This is a genomic window from Frigoribacterium sp. AP1, from assembly GCF_056680555.1.
The window spans coordinates 2373560-2389266 of the sequence record NZ_CM155288.1 but is presented as its reverse complement, the minus strand read 5'-3'; the positions used below and the strand labels follow the sequence as shown (position 1 = coordinate 2389266).

15 protein-coding genes are annotated in these 15707 nt (G+C 72.4%); 1 reads left to right on the top strand and 14 read right to left on the bottom strand.

Features of this window, described 5'->3' with window-relative positions; genetic code table 11:
* Positions 1–6: 6 nt before the first annotated feature.
* From AC1MBW_RS11415 to AC1MBW_RS11395, 5 genes are all read right to left on the bottom strand, one after another.
* Positions 7–462, bottom strand: coding sequence for an SRPBCC family protein (locus AC1MBW_RS11415; protein ID WP_480024539.1), 456 nt, complete (start codon positions 460–462; stop codon positions 7–9).
* A gap of 52 nt (positions 463–514) precedes the next feature.
* Positions 515–1978 (bottom strand): phytoene desaturase family protein, encoded by a 1464-nt coding sequence (locus tag AC1MBW_RS11410; RefSeq protein ID WP_480024538.1) that lies wholly within the window; start codon positions 1976–1978, stop codon positions 515–517.
* Positions 1975–2985 (bottom strand): SDR family oxidoreductase, encoded by a 1011-nt coding sequence (locus AC1MBW_RS11405; RefSeq protein WP_054144982.1) that lies wholly within the window; start codon positions 2983–2985, stop codon positions 1975–1977. The genes AC1MBW_RS11410 and AC1MBW_RS11405 overlap by 4 nt, the downstream gene beginning before the upstream one ends.
* A gap of 88 nt (positions 2986–3073) precedes the next feature.
* Entirely contained in the window at positions 3074–3907 is an 834-nt protein-coding gene (locus tag AC1MBW_RS11400; RefSeq protein ID WP_480024537.1) for a hypothetical protein, read from the bottom strand.
* Positions 3908–4016: 109 nt separating this feature from the next.
* Complete coding sequence (locus AC1MBW_RS11395; protein WP_480024536.1) at positions 4017–4733, bottom strand: DedA family protein; 717 nt, start codon at positions 4731–4733, stop codon at positions 4017–4019.
* Positions 4734–4923: 190 nt separating this feature from the next.
* Between AC1MBW_RS11395 and AC1MBW_RS11390 the strand changes: the two genes are divergently transcribed.
* Positions 4924–5250, top strand: coding sequence for a DUF7882 family protein (locus tag AC1MBW_RS11390; RefSeq protein WP_054147332.1), 327 nt, complete (start codon positions 4924–4926; stop codon positions 5248–5250).
* Positions 5251–5274: 24 nt separating this feature from the next.
* Here AC1MBW_RS11390 and AC1MBW_RS11385 read toward each other — a convergent pair whose 3' ends face one another.
* From AC1MBW_RS11385 to ligA, 9 genes are all read right to left on the bottom strand, one after another.
* The gene (locus AC1MBW_RS11385; protein WP_054147331.1) at positions 5275–5691 is read right to left on the bottom strand and encodes a DUF3054 domain-containing protein; all 417 of its coding nucleotides are present in this window, start codon (positions 5689–5691) and stop codon (positions 5275–5277) included.
* A 52-nt stretch (positions 5692–5743) separates the two neighbouring features.
* Positions 5744–6586 carry a spermidine/putrescine ABC transporter substrate-binding protein gene (locus AC1MBW_RS11380; protein WP_480024535.1) on the bottom strand — a complete coding sequence of 281 codons (843 nt, stop codon included), beginning with the start codon at positions 6584–6586 and terminating at the stop codon, positions 5744–5746.
* 101 nt (positions 6587–6687) lie between these two features.
* Complete coding sequence (locus tag AC1MBW_RS11375; RefSeq protein ID WP_054147329.1) at positions 6688–7524, bottom strand: DUF3097 domain-containing protein; 837 nt, start codon at positions 7522–7524, stop codon at positions 6688–6690.
* Entirely contained in the window at positions 7517–8314 is a 798-nt protein-coding gene (locus AC1MBW_RS11370) for a hypothetical protein (RefSeq protein ID WP_480024534.1), read from the bottom strand. Before AC1MBW_RS11370 ends, AC1MBW_RS11375 begins: the two co-directional genes overlap by 8 nt.
* A 37-nt stretch (positions 8315–8351) precedes the next feature.
* Positions 8352–9851 (bottom strand): Asp-tRNA(Asn)/Glu-tRNA(Gln) amidotransferase subunit GatB, encoded by a 1500-nt coding sequence (gene gatB / locus AC1MBW_RS11365; RefSeq protein WP_480024533.1) that lies wholly within the window; start codon positions 9849–9851, stop codon positions 8352–8354.
* The gene (gene gatA, locus AC1MBW_RS11360) at positions 9851–11401 is read right to left on the bottom strand and encodes an Asp-tRNA(Asn)/Glu-tRNA(Gln) amidotransferase subunit GatA (RefSeq protein ID WP_480024532.1); all 1551 of its coding nucleotides are present in this window, start codon (positions 11399–11401) and stop codon (positions 9851–9853) included. The genes gatB and gatA overlap by 1 nt, the downstream gene beginning before the upstream one ends.
* A 2-nt stretch (positions 11402–11403) precedes the next feature.
* The gene (gatC, locus tag AC1MBW_RS11355) at positions 11404–11703 is read right to left on the bottom strand and encodes an Asp-tRNA(Asn)/Glu-tRNA(Gln) amidotransferase subunit GatC (RefSeq protein WP_043594160.1); all 300 of its coding nucleotides are present in this window, start codon (positions 11701–11703) and stop codon (positions 11404–11406) included.
* 90 nt (positions 11704–11793) lie between these two features.
* A complete protein-coding gene (locus AC1MBW_RS11350) occupies positions 11794–13182 on the bottom strand; it encodes an alpha/beta hydrolase (RefSeq protein WP_480024531.1) in 1389 nt (462 codons plus the stop codon).
* A 173-nt stretch (positions 13183–13355) separates the two neighbouring features.
* Positions 13356–15698, bottom strand: a complete 2343-nt coding sequence (gene ligA, locus AC1MBW_RS11345; RefSeq protein ID WP_480024530.1) for an NAD-dependent DNA ligase LigA — start codon at positions 15696–15698, stop codon at positions 13356–13358.
* Positions 15699–15707: the final 9 nt, after the last annotated feature.

Sequence of the window (15707 nt, the reverse complement as noted above, 5' to 3'; positions counted from 1 at the left end):
CGCGGCTCAGCTGGGCGAGACGCGGTCCTTGACGCGTCCCTCGGCCAGCCAGGCGAGACGCTGCAGCGCCTCTTTGTTGCGCCAGTGCAGCGGAGGGTCCATCAGGGGCTTGGGCACCAGTCGTCCGGGGCCGGCGACGGCATACTCGGTCATCGTGACGAAGCAGCCGCCCATGCGGTTGCGGACGTCGATCTCGACCCGGGCCTCGCCCATCGGCCAGCCCTTGGCGTGGAACACGGCACGGACCGGAGGGTCCCACTCGAGGATCGTCGTCACGTCGTCGATGACCAACGGCCAGACGCCGAACGAGTGGTGGATGTTGGCCTCGACGCTCGGCCAGGTCAGGTCGACCTCGCGGATGCGCGCCGATCCGACGACCCAGCTCGGGAAGAGCCAGCCGTCGCTCAGCACGTCGAAGACGTCGTGGGGCGAGGCCCCGATGAAGCGGTGCGTGGTGCTCATCCGTCGATCCTGGCACGATCGCGTCGGGGTGCCCACCCCGACGGTCACCTGATCAGGCGTCGACGCCGAGGTAGGGCAGCCGGTCGATGCCGAACTCGTGCTTCAGCGCACTGCGCGCGGCGTACGCCCCGCCGAGACCGTGGACCGACGGCCCGGGTGGCGTGGACGACGAGCAGAGGTAGAGGCCGGGCGTCGGCGTGCGCCACGGCTCGGACGACAGTGTCGGTCGTGCCGCGAGCTGCCAGACGCTCGGCGCCCCGGAGGCGATGTCGCCCCCGATGTAGTTCGGGTCGTGCCGCTCGAGCTCGACGGCCGTCCGGCTGTTCGTCGCGAGGATCGTGTCGCGGAATCCCGGGGCGAAGCGCTCGATGCCCTCGATGACGGTCTCGGTCTGGTCGACGGTCGAGCCGCGGGGAACGTGCGTGTAGGCCCAGAGCGACTGCTGCCCCTCGGGCGCCCGCGTGCCGTCGACCACGCCGGCCTGCGCGACCAGCACGTAGGGCGTGCGGGCGTGTCGGCCGGACGCGACGTCGTGCTCGCCCGAGGCGATCTCGGCGCGCGTCCCCCCGAGGTGCAGGGTCGGGCTGCGCCGGGCCTCCTCGTTCGCCCAGGGCACGGGGCCCGACAGGGCGAAGTCGACCTTGGCCGCCGCGTTGCCGTACCGGAAGCGACGGAGGGCGCGCTCGTACCGGTCGGGCAGACGGCTGCCCGCGATGTCGGCGAGGGCGCGCGCGCTCGTGTCGAAAATCGTGGCGCGCGCCCTGGGCAGCTCGTCGATCGACGTGACGTCCACGCCCGTCGTGATCGTGCCCCCGTGGGCCCGGACGTCGTCGGCCATGGCGTCGACGATCGACTGGCTGCCGCCGGTGGGCACCGGCCAGCCCCGTGCGTGCGCGTGGACGGCCAGGACGAGTCCGGCGGCCGAGGTCGAGAGGCTGGGCATCGGCCGGATGGCGTGGGCCATCACGCCGGCGAGCATCGACGGGGCCTCGTCGCCCGTGAATGCGGCGTTCCACCAGGGGCCGCTCTGCGAGAGGGCGGCCAGCCCGAAGCGGGCGAGGGTCACGGGATCATCCGGCACTCGGACGAGCTCGCGCATCGTGAACTTCGACATGCGGGGTTCGCGCTCCACGAGTCCTCGCAGCAGACGCGTCCAGGCCGCCCCGTCGCTGCCGAGGCCCTCGGCCGTCCGGTCGAGGTCGCGGTAGGCGATGCCGGCCCGACCGCCGTCGAGCGGGTGCGCGTACGAGATCTCGGGCACCGTCAACTCGATGCGGCGGTCGAGCTGGAAGCGTTGGAAGAAACCCGAGGCGAGGGCCATGGGGTGCACGGCCGAGCAGATGTCGTGGCGGAAGCCCGGCAGGGTGGCCTCCTGGGTCCGGGCACCTCCCCCGATGGTGTCCGCGCGTTCGACGACCTCGACGCGCAGGCCCGCCCGGGCGAGCACCACGGCCGCGGCGAGCCCGTTCGGACCCGCGCCGACGACGACCGCGTCGACCTCGGGCGCGGCGCTCATGCCCGACGCCCCCGGGTCACCCGGCCCACGACGGCAGCGGTGGCGGCCGCGGAGGCACCGAGTGCGGCGCCGACGGTCAGGGCACGGTGGCGGGTGTACCAGACCTGCGGGCTCGTGCTGCGGGCGCGGTCGCTGAAGATGCCCCGGGCGCCGTGGTCGCCGGCCGTGGGCTCGTAGAGGTTGTCCGCCAGCATGGGTTCGGTCTTGTCGGGCGCCTGCTGACCCGAGTACCCGCTCTTGGCCAGGTACACGTCGAGGAAGTTCGCCACGAAGCGGTTGCCGAGGACCGTCATGACGGTCGGCTCACCGAGCCAGGTGCGGCGTCGCGGCTTGTCCGCGACGTCGGCGATGGCCCGGGCCCCGACCTCGGGCTCGAAGATCGGCGGCACCGGTTGGGGGTGCTCGGGCAGCGTCGACCGCACCCAGTTGAACTGGATCGTGTTGAGCGCCGGCATGTCGACCGTGCTGATGCGCACCGCACTCTTGTTGTGGATCAGCTCGGTGGTGACCGACTCGGTGAAGCCCTGGACGGCGTGCTTCGCCCCGCAGTACGACGCCTGCAGCGGGATGCCGCGGTGCGCGAGGGCCGACCCCACCTGGATCACGTGGCCGCGGTCGCGGGGCACCATGCGCGACAGCGCCGCACGGGTGCCGTTGACGAAGCCGAAGTAGTTGACGGCCGTCGCGCGCTCGAAGTCGTCGGGATCGGTCTCGAGGAACTCGCCGAAGACGCCGACCATGGCGTCGTTGACCCACAGGTCGATGGGGCCGAGCTCGGCCTCGACACGGTCGGCGGCCGACTCGACCTGGGCCCGATCGGCCACGTCGGTGGAGATGCCCAGCGCCCGACGCCCTGCGGCCTCGACGTCGCGGACGGCACCGTCGAGTCCGTCCTGGCCTCGGGCGAGCACTGCGACGTCCCACCCGCGCGCGGCGAGCTCTCGGACGGTGGCCCGGCCGAGGCCGGCGGACCCTCCGGTGACGACGGCGACTCTGGTGCTGGTCATGGTGCTCCCTGGGGCCTGGCGGCGGGTGGTGGGCGGACCCTCGACGGTAGTCCGCGTCGAGGGGTCCGTCCCGGGTGACGCCCAGGTGTCAGATGTCGAAGCCGCCGCCGAAGTCGCCTCCGCCGAAGTCCCCGAAGCCCCCGCCGAAGTCGCCACCCCCGTCGGCGCCGAAGTCCCCGCCGCCGTCGCTCGCCGTCTCTGTGCCGGCGTCGGCACCGCCGTCTGCTCCCCCGTCGCCCTCGGTGCCCTGGTCGGCGCCGGAGTCGTCTCCTGCGCCTCCGTCGGCCGTCGCGCCCGCGTCGGGGAGGAACGCGCTCATCAGGGTCGAACCGATCACGTAGCCGGCCACCGTGCCGAGGATCGACCCGCCGATGATCGAGCCCATGCCGGGCCCCTGACGAACCGGCTGCCCGTTCGGGCCGACCTGCTGCTGGCCGGGCGCGCCGCCGCCGAGCGTGCGCTCGAGGGTGCCGGGCCGACGCAGTTCGGAGCGGGTCGCCGCCTGGGCCAGCGAGCCGGCGTCGTCGCCACGGGGCGCCTCGCCGGGGCTCGACTCGGCCGTCAGCTGGTCGAAGACGATTCGGCGCTGCTCGGGGCTGAGCTTGGCGAACGCCTCGGCGTGCACCTGCTCGATCGTCTCGGGCGGGGCGGTCTTCAGCAGGTAGCGGTACCGCTCGACGGCGATCTCGTCGTCGCTGCGGGTCGGGCCACCGCCGGGGCCGGCGGGCTGGGCCGACGGCTGCTGGCCGTATCCCGACTGCTCGTACCCCTGCTGGCCGTACCCCTGCTGGCCGTACCCCTGCTGCGGGGCGGCGGGCTGCTCGTAACTCTGCTGGCCGTACCGGTAGCCCTGCGGAGCGGAGGGCTGCTGCGGCTGGCCCTGCTGCGGCTCGCGGCCGAGGAGGCGGTCGAGGAATCCCATGGTGGTGTCCTGTCGGATCGTGTGCTCGGTGCCGCACGCGGAGCGCGACGTCGGTCTGCCCACCACGGTACGGACCGTCCCGGCCTGCCGCCTGGACGGCGACGGAGCGTCAGCCGCGAACGTCCTGATCGACGGCGTCACGCGAGGCGTCGTCGACACCGGCCCGACGACGGCGCACCGACCGGACGACGAGGAACACCACGACGCCCGCGATGGCCGCGTACACCACGTAGTCGAGGTACTTCGCGTACCGGTCGATGAGCTCGTACTGGGTGCCGAGGGCGGCGCCCAGGCCGATCAGCAGGCCGTTCCAGAGGCCGCTGCCCACGATCGTGAAGATCGAGAAGACCAGCAGGGGCATGCGCTCGGCCCCCGCGGGCAGCGAGATGAGGCTGCGCACGCCCGGGATGAACCGGCCGAAGAACACCGCCGACCGCCCGTGGCGCTCGAACCAGCCGGCCGCCTGCTCGAAGTCGTGCCGGTCGACGAGCGGCAGCTTGGCGAGCCACCGGATGCTGCGGTCGAGGCCGAGCCCGGCCCCGAGTCCGTAGAGCACCAGGGCGCCCAGGTAGGCGCCGAGGGTGCTCAACGCGATCAACAGCACGATGTTCATCGACCCGGCGCCGGCGAGGAAGCCGGCCAGCGGCAGGATGATCTCGCTCGGGATCGGCGGGAACACCGTCTCGACGAAGGTCAGCAGGGCGACGCCCCATTCGCCGAGGGCGTCGATGACGCGGGCGGCGAACCCGACGAGGCCGTCGAGGTCGGCGACGACGTCCTGGCTCGAGGACGAGGAGGCGCGGAGGACGGAGGCGGTCGAGGTCATGGGTCCCAGGTGGTCGGTCGGGCGCTCGGGGGCGCGACGGATCGGCAGCCCCGAGTATGGCGGGGCAGCCTGCACGTCCGCCCACAACGCCCTCACGAGGTCGGCTGTCGGTGGACACCTGATCGCAAGGTACATTGACCTGTGTCGGACTCGTTGCCGACGCCGGCCACACTCACGAAACAGGACCCCCATGGGATCGCTCATCTACGGCACCTCGGGCATCGAGGTCGAGTTCGAGGACCGCGTGCTCGAACACCTCCAGATCGTCATCGCGACCAAGCTGCGCCGACGCGAGTCGTTCTTCTTCTCGTGGCGTGACACGCAGAAGGTCGGCGACGGCCGCAGCAGCATCTGGCTGGACGCCGGCATCCCCCTCTACTTCAAGTACTCCGGCGGTCGCGTGCCGTCGATCAACCGCGACTGGCTCACCGAGTTGACGGCCTCGTCGAACAGCTCGTCCGGCCTCGTGCTCACCGACGAGCCCAGCCTCGACAACAGCGTCAAGCGCCGGAGCTGACCCGGGTCGGCTGCCGCCGCGACCTCAGCTCCGGCTGCCGCGCACCCGTCGCACGAGAGCGACCACGGCCCGCCAGCCCACGAGGAACACACCGAGCACCACGATCGTGACGATCACGAAGCTGAGCTGTACGCCCTGCCCGGCGACCACCCGCAGCAGCACCCCGATCACGGCGGTCGAGACCCAGACGACCGCGCCCGAGCGGAGGGCCGACAGCGGCCAGCGGACCCCCGCCACGCTCACCCAACCGACGACCGCGCCGACGACGAACGGCCACAGGGTGCCGAGCAGCCCGGGCAGGTCGAGCCCTTCGGCGTGACTGCGGCGCCCGATCACGACGAAGGCCAGGACGGCGACGAGATCGACGACGACGGGCCACCAGGCCGGGTCGGCGGCCCGTCGCGGGGTCGTCGTGGTCGAGGTCGGGGTGGGGCGGGTCATCTCGGGGTCCTCTCGTGGTGTCGGCACCCGCAGCAGGTCGGGCGGTGCCGTCTCACCGGGACCGCGGCTGCTCGAGTGCGCGCGACAACTCTGCCAGCAGTTCGTCGACCTGCGGGGCCACGAGGCGGTCGATCGCCTCGGCGATGCGAGGGCGGTGCTGCACGAGGGCCAGGCACAGGCTCGTGCCGACCGACTCGGCGTGGTCGCCGGCCAGGATGATCTCGTGTCGCAGCGCGGCCTTGGCCTCGTCCGAGTACTCGGGCTCGGGCTCGGCGCGCGGCGCGGGTTCGGGCTGGTGCTCCCCTCGCACCGCCGGGCCGGGCGCGACCGGCGGGAGCGCGTCGTTCGGCGTCGCCGAGTCGGGCGGCAACAACCAGCCGTCGAGGTCGTCGACGTCGAAGGAGGCGGCACCGACGTCGGGCTGGGACGTCGGCCCCGCGGACTCGCCACCCGCGACGGTCGGATCGGGCGGGACGAGGCCGTCGTCCGCGGGCATCCCCGCGAGACCGGCGAGCGTGAAGAGGAACGGCTGACCCGGTTCGGGCTCCGGGTCGAGGTCGAGACCCTGGAACTCGGGGTCGAGACCCTGCTCGGGTCGGTAACCCCGCGCCTCCTGGGCCTCGGCGAGTCGCAGCTCGCGCGTCACGAGCGGCAGGTTGCGGGCCGTGTACTCGTCGACGTCGTCGTCGACGATCTGCCGCATCCGGTTCAGCAGCGCGTGCTGCACGGCGTGCGGGACGTCGTGGTCGAAACCCGCGGCCGTGGCCACGGGTGAGCCGAGGCACACCCGACAGGGCCGCGTGCGACCCCGGGCGGTGCCGATGTGCCATCGGGGCAGCCAGCGCAGCCACGCGTCGACCGCAGAGCTGACGCGTCCCTCGATCTGCTCGGCCATGCCCTCGAACTTAGGGCGAAAAGCGGCCCGAGAGCCGACACGCCCGGGCGATTCCCGGGGATCGTCGTCCCGAGGTGGCCTCTCGGCGCAGACGCCCGGGCTCAGCCGGACGTGACGAAGTCGATCAGCTCTTCGACCCGGCCGAGCACCGACGGTTCGAGGTCGGCGTAGCTGCGCACGCGCGACAGGATGTGCTGCCAGGCCCGGGCGATGTCGGCCTGGTCCTCGTGCGGCCACCCCATCGCCTCGCAGACGCCGTGCTTCCACTCGACCGAGCGGGGCACGACGGGCCAGGCGTCGATGCCGAGCCGGGCCGGCTTGACGGCCTGCCACACGTCGACGAACGGGTGCCCGACCACGAGCACGTGGCGGCCGAGCGGACTGCGAGCGATGCCCTCGGCGACGCGGCTCTCTTTCGAGCCCGGCACGAGGTGGTCGACGAGCACGCCGACGCGCCGTTCGGGCCCCGGCCGGAAGTCGCGCAGCACGTCGGCCAGGTGGTCGACGCCCTCGAGGTACTCGACGACGACACCCTCGACCCGCAGGTCGGAGCCCCAGACCTTCTCGACCAACTCGGCATCGTGTCGTCCCTCCACGAAGATTCGGCTCTGACGGGCGACCCGGGCCTTCGCCCCCTCGACGGCGAACGAGCCGGAGGCCGTGCGTGCCCGGCCCTGCAGTGCCGCCCGCGGTACGCGCAGGGCGACGGGGGCGCCGTCGATCAGGAACGACCCGGTCATCGGGAAGGCCCGCACCCGGCCCTTCCAGTCCTCGAGCTCGACGGTACCGGCCTCGACGCGGACGATCGCCCCGGTGAAACCCGACCGGACCTCTTCGACCACGAGGTCGCGGACGGCGTCGGTCGGCGTCGGCGCGGGCTTCGACGATCGCTTCCAGTCGCCGGCGAGCACATCGGCCCCGTATCGGTCGTCATCCACGGGGGCCTCCGGAGCGGGGTCGGGGTTGGTAGGGGCGGGGCGGACCCGTGCGCGGACCGTCTCCGGTCGGTGTCGCGGGTCGTCCGGGCGCACGGCCCGGTCGGGATGACGGAGCAGGAGGCGCGGTGCCGGTCCTGGGGTTCTCGGCCGTCGGACGCGGGCTCGCGCGCGGCGGGCGCGCCGCCGACGGGCCGGACCGGGGGGTCTCGACGACGGCGGCTGACGGTCTGGACGCGACCCGCGCCTCCTGCTCGGACGCGGCCGCACGGGCCGCGACACCCGTCGGAGTCGGCGTGAACCCGGCGGTGAACACCCAGATCAGACCACCCAGGACGAAGAGCACGAACGCGGCCGACACGGCCGCCGGCAGCCACCAGGCGGCGAGGGGCCCGCTCTGCGAGACCATGGCGAGGACGAACAGCGCGGCGACGAACCACAAGGAGGCGCTGGTCGCCACGGCGAGGTACCGCGCGTACCGGCGCCTCATCTCGGCCCGGTTCGGCGGCTTCTTCCAGAACGAGGCGTGCGGGACGAGCACGTGGCGGACGGGCGTCACCGCGAGGAACAGCGCCGAGACCAGCCAGGTCACGACGATGCCGACCACGAGGACTGCACCGAGCAGGACGAGGTCGCTGCGGCTGGCCGCGAAGGCCGACCCCCCGGTCTCGCTGAGGTGGACCATCACGACCCGACCGGGCAGGACGCGTGAGGCGACGGCCAGCGCCACGACGACGCCGACGAGGGCGACCGCCACGGGCACGGCGGGGCGCAGACGCGCGACGAGGTTCATCGTGCGCCGCACCCTGCCGCGGCCGTGGTCACGTCGATCAGGCCTGCGCCCGCTCGAGCACCAGCTCGCGGACGCGCGCGGCGTCCGCCTGGCCCTTCATGGCCTTCATGACGGCGCCGATGACGGCACCGGCGGCCTGCACCTTGCCGTCGCGGATCTTCGCGAGCACGTCGGGCTGGCCGGCCAGGGCCTCGTCGATGGCCGCGATCAGCGCGCCGTCGTCGGAGACGACCTCGAGCCCGCGGGCCTCGACGACCTCGGACGGGCTGCCCTCGCCGGCGACGACGCCCTCGAGCACCTGGCGGGCCAGTCGGTCGGTCAGCTCGCCGCTGTCGACGAGCGCGATGAGCTCGCTGACGTGCAGCGGCGACACGAGGCTCGAGGCCTCGACGCCCTGGGCGTTGGCGAGGCGGGCGATCTCGCCGGTCCACCACTTGCGGGCGGCCTGGGGCGAGGCACCGGCGGCGACGGTCTCGACGAGTTCGGTGAGGAGCCCCGAGTTCACGACGTCCTGGAACTCGAGGTCGGCGAAGCCCCACTCGGACTTGAGCCGGCGACGCTGGGCGACCGGCGCCTCGGGCAGGGCGAGGCGCAGCTCTTCGACGAGCTCGCGCGGAGGGACGACGGGCAGCAGGTCGGGCTCGGGGAAGTACCGGTAGTCGTCGGCGTCGCTCTTCGGGCGGCCCGCCGAGGTGCGACCGGTGTCTTCGTGCCAGTGGCGCGTCTCTTGCGTGATGGTGCCGCCCGCGGCGAGGATCGCGGCCTGACGCTGGATCTCGTAGCGGACCGCACGCTCGACCGAGCGGAACGAGTTGACGTTCTTGGTCTCGGTGCGGGTGCCGAGCTTCTCTTGCCCGTGCGGACGCAGGGAGACGTTCGCGTCGCAGCGCAGGTTGCCGCGCTCCATGCGGGCCTCGCTGACGCCCAGGGCCCGCACGATGTCGCGGATGGTCGAGACGTAGGCCGCACCCAGCTCGGGGCCCTTGGCGCCGGCACCGATGATCGGCTTGGTGACGATCTCGACGAGCGGGATGCCCGCACGGTTGTAGTCGACGAGCGAGTACTCGGCGCCCTGGATGCGACCGGTCGACCCGCCGACGTGCGTCAGCTTGCCGGCGTCCTCTTCCATGTGGGCACGCTCGATCGGGATGGCGAAGATCGTGCCGTCGGGCAGCTCGACCTCGACCTCGCCCTCGAACGCGATCGGTTCGTCGAACTGGCTGACCTGGTAGTTCTTGGGGTTGTCGGGGTAGAAGTAGTTCTTGCGGGCGAAGCGCGAGCTCTCGGCGATCGAGCAGCCCAGGGCCAGGCCGAGGCTGATCGAGTAGCGCACGGCCTGCTCGTTGACCACCGGCAGCGAGCCGGGCAGGCCCAGGTCGACCGGGGTGACGTTGGTGTTGGGCTCGCCACCGAAGAAGTTCGGGGCGTCCGAGAACATCTTGGTCTTGGTCGCGAGCTCGACGTGCACCTCGAAGCCGAGGACGACCTCGAACTGCTCGAGCGCCTTCTCGTAGTCCATCAGGTCTGCCTTGGCCATCAGATGACTCCCTCGGTGGCGGCGGTCTGCTCGGTCGCGCTCAGGTCGGGCGCGCGCGAGATGAGCGTGTGGCCCCAGCCCTGCTCGAGCAACTGCTCGAGGGCGGCGCCGTAGGTGTAGAGGCGGGCGTCGCCGCGCGCGGGGGCCATGAACTGCAACCCCGTCGGCAGACCGTCTTCGTCGGCCAGGCCCATCGGCACCGTGATGCCGGGGATGCCGGCCAGGTTGGCGGGGATGGTCGTGATGTCGTTGAGGTACATCGCCAGCGGGTCGTCGATCTTCTCGCCGAGCCGGAACGCCGTGGTGGGCGCCGAGGGCGAGACGAGCACGTCGACCTGGTCGAACGCGGCCGCGAAGTCGCGCTGCACGAGGGTGCGCACCTTCTGCGCGCTGCCGTAGTAGGCGTCGTAGTAGCCGGCGCTCAGGGCGTAGGTGCCGAGGATGATGCGGCGCTTCACCTCGGGGCCGAATCCGGCCTCGCGGGTGGCGGCCATGACGTCCTCGACGGTGCCGCCGCCCTCGGGGACGACCCGCAGGCCGAAACGCACCGAGTCGAACTTCGCGAGGTTGCTGGAGGCCTCGGCCGGCAGGATGAGGTAGTAGGCGCTGATCGCGTGCTCGAAGCTCGGAGCCGAGATCTCGACGATCTCGGCACCGGCCGCGCTCATGAGTTCGAGGGCCTCGGCGAAGCGGGCCTTGACGCCGGCCTGGAAGCCCTCGCCGTTCAGCTCGCGGACGACACCCACGCGGACGCCCTCCAGGGCGCCGCCGGCGAGACCGGTGCGGGCCGCCTCGGTGAACGACGGCCAGGCGTCGCGCAGCGAGGTGGAGTCGCGAGGGTCGTGCCCGGTGATGACGTCGTGCAGCATGGCGCTGTCGAGCACGGTGCGGCTGACGGGACCGACCTGGTCGAGCGAGCTGGCCAGGGCGATCGCGCCGTAGCGGCTGACCGACCCGTAGGTCGGCTTGACCCCGACGGTGCCGGTGACGGCGCCGGGCTGGCGGATCGACCCGCCGGTGTCGCTGCCGAGGGCGAGGGGCGCCTCGAAGGCGGCGACGGCGGCCGCGGAGCCACCGCCCGACCCGCCGGGGATGCGGTCGAGCGACCAGGGGTTGTGCGTGGGCCCGTAGGCAGAGAACTCGGTCGACGAGCCCATGGCGAACTCGTCCATGTTCGTCTTGCCGAGCGGGACGAGGTCGGCCGCGCGCAGCTTGGCGACGACGGTCGCGTCGTAGGGCGGCACCCAGCCCTCGAGGATCTTGCTGCCCGAGGTCGACGGCATGTCGATCGTGCACAGGACGTCCTTGATGGCGATCGGGACGCCGGCGAGCGGGCCGAGGGCCTCGCCCGCGGCACGACGACGGTCGACGTCGGCGGCCGTGTCGAGCGCGGCCGCGCTGACGTGCAGGAAGGCGTGGACGTCGCCGTCGACCGCCTCGATGCGATCGAGGTGGGCGCGCGTGACGTCGACCGACGACACGTCGCCGGCGGCGAGACGGGTCGACAGCTCGGCGGCGGACAGGTGGACGAGCGAGGTGGTGTCGGTCATGGCTACTGCTCTTCTCCCAGGATCGCGCTCACCCGGAAGCGCGAGCCGTCGTGGTCGGGGGCGCCGGACAGCGCCTGCTCGGCCGTGAGCGTCTCGCCCACGACGTCGGGCCGGAACACGTTCTCGAGCGGGATCGGGTGGCTGGTCGCGGGGACGTCGTCGGTCGCGACCTCTCGGACCTTGGCGACGCTGTCGACGATGTGGCCGAGCTCGGCGGTCATCGTGTCGATCTCGGCCTCGGTGAGGGCGATGCGGGCGAGACCGGCGAGGTGCTGCACCTGCTCGCGCGTGATTTCGGACATGCTTCTCTCTCACGTGGTCGTGCGGGGGTACCGCGGCGGGGGTACCGCACGATTCTACGGGGCGGCACCGGTCGAGGAGGCGCGCCCGGCTCAGTCGCGGAAGTACACGTCCTGCGGGCGCACCAGCGTGAGGACCGGCACGTCGGGCTCACCCCGGCCGGGGTCGCCGGCTCGACCGTCGACGAGCACACCGTGCCCCAACCCGATCAGGGCCAGGCTGCGCATCGACTCGGTGCCGGCGCGGAAGTAGTCGTTGTGGCCGAGGGCACCCGCCAGGGCACGGCCCGTCACCGTGTCGGAGCCGCCGCCCATGTGCAGGACGACGGCACCGAAGGACGCCGTGGCCGGGTCGGCCCCGAAGAAGCCGCTGCCCGCCACGGGGTCGAAGCTCCCGGCCGCCGCGTAGACGTCGGTTCCGCGGACGGCCAGGTCGCCCGCGTCGGGCACGACGCTGCCGGGCGACCCGAGCAGCACGAGCGAGTCCACCGCGACGCGGCCGGACGACAGGGCGATCGTCGCCGTCGTCGAACCGTACGAGTGCGCCATGACCGACACCCGCGGTTCGTCGTCCGCGCGCGCCGCGTCGAGCCCCTCGAGGGCACCCTCGAGGTGGGCGGCCCCCCGCTGGGCCAGGCCGAGGTCGTAGAAGTTCGTCAGGTCGGGCGTCTGGTAGCCCATCCAGGCCACGACGGCGACGGTCGGCACGGGGCCCGGGCCGCTGCGCCCCAGCAACGTCGCCCAGGTGGCCTGCTCGTCGTGCAGGGCGCCGGCGGTGTTGGTCCAGTCGACGAGCTGGTCCGACACGGTGAAGAGCATGCCGGGCACGAGCACGCTGACGTCGTCGGCCGTGTCGAGGTCGCCGACGGTGACGGCCGCCCGGCCGGGCAGGACCGTGTCGAGGGCGACGAGGTGCCGGTCGGCCGTCCCGGCGAAGGGCACGTCGTGGGTCGCACCGTCGAGGGTCGCCCGCACCTGCTCGAGCATCGCGAGGCGCCTGGGGTCGTCCGGTCGCTCGGCGTCGGAGCCGATGCGCCCGGCGACGGCCGTGGTCGCGTACCGCAGGAACTGACGGTTGGCCGTGTCGCGCACCGAGTACGGGACACCCTCGAGGTTGCCCACGACGCCGGGCACGGCATGCGCGAGGACCGTCCGCCGGCCGTCATCCAATTCGGACCACCAGGCCGCCGCGTCCTCGGGCTGGACCTGTCCGCCGACCGCTGCCACGAGTGCCGCCGCGTCGTCACCGTCGGCGTCGAGCGACGCCGCGAACCGCTCGACCCCGGCCGAGGAGGCGCGGGCCAGCTGGTCGAGGCAGGCCTCGGCCGAGAACGTGGTCGCCTCGACCCCCCGGCAGCCGTCGAGCTCGGGCACGGCCCGACCGTCCCGCACCGGGGCGGGCCCGGGGACGTCGCGGACGGACGCCTGGACGAGCGGCGCGGCTGTCGAGCGGTCGACCGTCGGGACCGTCGCGGAAGTCACGGTCGGGGCATCGGCCACCCCGGCGAGGTGGACCGAGGCAGAGAGCATTGCTGCAGCGAGGAACAGCACGTCGGGTCTTCCCCCTCGTCACGTGCCTGTACCCCGGCTCCCTACTGCTGGAGGACGACACGTCCTCACATCTTAGGAAGGCAAAGTGCCCCTGACCAGGGAAATCACGAATCAGACGAAGCCTCGTCCCCCACCTGGGGGACAACAAGAGCCGCCGGGCCCTCCTTAAGGAGGACAGCGAATTGCTCTGCGTCGATGATCCGCACCCCGAGCTGCTCGGCCTTCGTCAACTTCGAGCCGGCTCCCGGTCCGGCCGCGACGAAGTCGGTCTTCTTGCTCACGCTGCTGGCGGCCTTGCCACCCGCCTCGACGATGGCCTCGAGTGCGCCCTCACGGGTGAAGCCCTCGAGGCTGCCGGTCGCCACGACGGTCACCCCGGTGAGCACGCCACCGGATGCCTCGGCCGCACCCGGGCCGGGGTGACCGGGAGTCGTGAACTGCACGCCCGCGGCCGTCCACCGATCGATGATCTCGGCGTGCCAGTCGACGTCGAACCAGGCCAGCAGTGCGTCGGCGATGATGCCGCCCACGCCGTCCACGGCCGCGAGCTCGTCGCGTGAGGCCGCCCGCATGGCGTCGAGCGAGCCGAAGTGGTTCGCGAGGGCGCGAGCCGCGACCGGTCCGACGTGCCGGATGCTGAGGCCGACGAGGATGCGCCAGAGGGGGCTCGTCTTCGCCTTCTCGAGGTTGGCGAGCATCTCGATCGCCGTCTTGGACGGCACCGAGGTCTCGTCACCCGAGAACTCGGCCGCCGTGGGGTCGTACGTGCCGTCGCGTTTGGCCCGCTTGCGGCGGAACGGGGTGACGAGTTTCGGCTGCCCGTCGGCCTCGAGTTTCTGCATGCCGGTCTCGGCGTCACGCACGACGACCCGTACGGGGAAGATGTCGGCCATCGTCAGACCGAACAAGCCCGCCTCGGTCCGCAGCGGCGGCGTGGCCGGCTCGACGGGCTGCGTCAGCGCGGCGGCGGCGACCTCGCCGAGGCCCTCGACGTCGAGCGAGCCGCGGGAGGCGATGTGCTCGACGCGCCCGCGCACCTGCGCCGGGCAGCTCTCGGCGTTGGGGCAGCGGAGGTCGATGTCGCCCTCTTTCGCGGGCCTGAGCGGGGTGCCGCACTCGGGGCAGTCGACGGGCATGACGAACTCGCGTTCGGTACCGTCGCGCAGCTCGATGACCGGGCCGAGCACCTCGGGGATGACGTCGCCCGCCTTGCGCAGCACGACGGTGTCGCCGATGAGCACACCCTTGGCCTTGACGACCTGCTGGTTGTGCAGGGTCGCCTGGCGGACCTCGCTGCCGGCGACCTCGACCTTCTCCATGACGGCGAACGGCGTGGCGCGTCCCGTGCGTCCGACGCTGACGACGATGTCGAGCAGCGTCGTGTTGACCTCTTCGGGCGGGTACTTGAACGCCGTCGCCCACCGCGGGGCCCGGCTCGTGGCTCCGAGCTCTTCGTGCAGGGCTAGGTCGTCGACCTTGACGACGATGCCGTCGATCTGGTGCTCGACCGATGATCGCCGTACCCCGTAGTCGTGGATGAACGCCTCGACCTCGTCGACCGAGTCGAAGACGCGGTAGTGGGTCGAGATGGGCAGACCCCACCCGCCCAGCAGGTCGTAGACCTCGGATTGCGACCGCACCTCGGTCGCGCGCTCGAGTTCGCGCACCGGCCAGGCGCCGATGCCGTGCACGAGCATGCGCAGGCGCCGCAGGCGGGCGTGCATCAACTCGCGTTTCTCGGGGCTCTTGCCCTCTTCTTTCTGACGCAGCGAGCCGGCGGCGGCGTTGCGGGGGTTCGCGAAGACACGTTCGCCGGCCTCGCGCTGCTGCGCGTTGAGCTCGTCGAACTCGCTGACGGGGAAGAAGATCTCGCCCCGCACCTCGACGAGCGGCGGGTGCCCGGTGCCTTCGAGACGTTCGGGGATCGTGCCCATCGCGAGCACGTTGCCGGTCACGTCCTCGCCGACGACGCCGTCGCCGCGCGTGGCAGCGGTGACGAGCACCCCGTCTTCGTAGCGCAGGTTGATCGCCAGGCCGTCGATCTTCAGCTCGGTGAGGAACCGCACGCGCTCGGCCCCGGCGTCACGCTGCACCTTGCCGGCCCACTCGGCCAGCTCGTCGTCGCTGAACACGTTGTCGAGGCTGAGCATGCGCTCGGCGTGCTCGACCGGGGCGAACTGGGTGGTCTCGGCCCGGCCGCCGACCGTCTGCGTGGGGCTGTCGGGCTTCTGCAGCTCGGGGTGAGCCCGTTCGAGGGCGTCGAGGCGTCGCACGAGGCCGTCGTAGTCGCCGTCGGCGACGGTCGAGCCGTTGCCCTCGTAGTACTGGTCGCGCAGCTCGAGGATGCGGGTCGTCAGCCGTTCCGCTTCGTCTCGCGCCTGGGGCAGGTCGTCGGGGCCGCCGTCGGCGTCGACCGCGGACCCGGAGGCGGAATCGGTCTCGCTCATCGTCGGTCG